Annotated in this window: 2 protein-coding genes; both read right to left on the bottom strand. The window is 29.8% G+C overall.

Annotation, left to right across the window (positions count from 1 at the left end; translation table 4 throughout):
* Window positions 1-763, bottom strand: a 763-nt coding sequence (locus C4B24_RS04640) for a hypothetical protein (RefSeq protein WP_131599611.1), incomplete at its 3' end; no start/stop codon positions are given.
* Window positions 756-1,952 (bottom strand): DNA cytosine methyltransferase, encoded by a 1,197-nt coding sequence (locus C4B24_RS04635; protein WP_131599610.1) that lies wholly within the window; start codon window positions 1,950-1,952, stop codon window positions 756-758. The genes C4B24_RS04640 and C4B24_RS04635, both read right to left, overlap by 8 nt.
* Window positions 1,953-2,035 lie beyond the last annotated feature (83 nt).

Here is a 2,035-nt window from a genome sequence, read left to right as displayed (position 1 = left end):
CCCTCTTATATTCATTGTTAGATTCAAAATAACTATTGTATTCTTCCCCCATCTCTTCTTCGAATTTACTTATAATATCTATTTTAGTGTCTCCTCCAATTTTCTTGAAAAATTCTAAATCCCTTGAAAAATCCCCCTCTTCCTCTTCCTCTAATTTTGTAAAAATAGAACATGAGGCATTATTTTTTTCATAATTTTCAACAAGTCATTTCAAATATTTTTGATTTGTTTTTTTGGATTCCATATCTTTTATGAAAGCATCTAATTCCATGGTATTTTTTTTAATTATCTTTTCTTCTAGTTTTGACTCATCTAATTTGAAGGGTTTGTCTAATAATTTTGCAACTTTTCGATTTTTAAATAGACATTCGGAATTAATGCGTAATGGCGCTTCTCTATTTTGATTTGAACCAGCCAATAATCTTGCAATAGAAATTGCACTCCTAGGTTTTCACTCTCCATTAAAATTACACATTTCTTTTGCATCCTTATTAAATGTATATATTTTTCTTTCTCCATCCTCGTGACTTTCCTGGAAACATTTTGCCAATACCTCATCCTTCTCATGTTTAATCTTTTTTTGTTTTTCGGATTTATTATTTTTATGTGCATCGGATAATACTCCGTCAACAATTTCTCAATGAATCGCTTCATAAAATACTCCATTATAAAAAGGGTAATAAGCAAACAAATCAAGTTTTTGTCCTTTGCTCTTTTGGATGTATTGAACTGGTATCTTAACTATTATCAAAGATTTATCCATTATTATCCTCTCTTATAATTTTCAACATAATTTCTTCAAGTACTTCAACTGAAATTGAATTACCACATGTGTAAATCATTTTTGTTTCACTTAAGAAGTTAAGGTTATTAACTTTTTTATAATCATTAGTTGAGAATCCCATATATCTATACGCTTCTTCTGCGTTGATTTTTCTCATCTTACCTTGGTGTGTAAATTTAATTCTCGAGTTAGCTCCTGAAGCTGTAAGAGTTGGTCCTGTATATTTAGGATCGTAAACATAAGCCTCTGAATTAAATGATGTGTAATCAATTAACTTGCATTTTTTTATATTAGAAAGCGTTCTTTTGAAGTCTGTTTTTTCATACTCATCAAGCGCTGGCATGAAGTCTTGGGATCTCGTTTCTTTATTCAAAATTTTTGATATTGCTTGCGGCTTTTTATCGCCAAGTGGAAGGGTGACTTTTGAATCTAACGTAGAAATCATAAATGCTCTTCTTCTAGCTTGTGAAGAGCCAAAATCACCTGCATTTAAAACATTAATATCATTATAGTAACCAAGTGATCTAAGTTTTCTTTTTCAATTATCCAAATCCTTTTTATTTGTTTTATGAGTTAGAGCTACAACATTCTCCATCAATAAGTATTTTGGTAATTTATCTTTTGGTGTTGCTTCAAGCGCTTTTTCAATTTCTCATAAAAGTCCAGAACGTGTTCCACTATCTTTTTTCATTCCTCTTTGTTTACCTTGTTGAGATAAATCTTGACAAGGGAAAGAATAAGTTAGTAAGTCAATATCTTCTAATTTTCTTTCGTGCAAAGTTCTAACATCAAAAATATTTCCTTCTGCTTCAGAAAGCTTTACAGCACTATAAACAATACGAACCATGTCTTTGTGCTTCTTGAATCAATAACCCGTTCTAACCGGTTCTTTTGAGTCCATTGAAAGTGTTTTGCTCTCTAAGTATTTAATCATTTCTGTTAATTTAGTTTTTTTGTCAACCCTGCTTAAAGTAAAGCCATTATGTATTGCTTGATATGAAACAATTGCTGGAATGTATCATTCAGCCATTCCTGATACTTCATAATTACTTTTTATATTCCGCAATGCTTTTCTTTGGGCTCCAATTCCTGCAAAAGCCTCAAATATTCTTATAACCTTAGTTATATATATTAATACATATTTAAACGTTCCAATTAAAAATAACAATGTGTATAATTTATGTAATAAAGGAAGTGATAAAAATGGAGAAAACTAAGGTTTAGTCTATATTTTTTCTAAAAATATTAATT

It is taken from the genome of Mycoplasma marinum (assembly GCF_004335975.1).
In the GTDB taxonomy this organism is placed as follows: domain Bacteria; phylum Bacillota_I; class Bacilli_A; order Mycoplasmatales; family Metamycoplasmataceae; genus Mycoplasma_K; species Mycoplasma_K marinum.
The sequence above is the reverse complement of the archived record's forward strand: the minus strand, read 5'-3'. Positions and strand labels throughout refer to the sequence as shown.